We start from the raw sequence: 240 nt of genomic DNA on the forward strand, positions 1-240 counted from the left end.
AGTCAGTATCTATTCTTACCGCTGCTGCATGTTCATAAACTGTATCGCTTTACGATATCAGATACTGTCGAAAGCCCAAGTGCAACTTCACTTTCGGATGACATCGATTCGTTTTCGTATCGGAAAATACTCATGAACGCGAAAGGAATCTTGACTGTAATTTATGCGACTGGTAACTTCTCTTTCCATGGATATATTACGTACGTTCTGTGTAAGTACATCTCATTTTATTCCCCAGTT

General features: G+C 39.2%; 1 pseudogene. It reads left to right on the forward strand.

Annotated elements, in window-relative coordinates:
* Positions 1-240 (forward strand): annotated as a pseudogene (locus tag Q4550_RS23980) (DUF2642 domain-containing protein); the annotation flags it as partial.

It is taken from the genome of Anaerobacillus sp. 1_MG-2023, from assembly GCF_030547345.1.
Classification (GTDB): Bacteria; Bacillota; Bacilli; order Bacillales; family Guptibacillaceae; genus Guptibacillus; species Guptibacillus hwajinpoensis_B.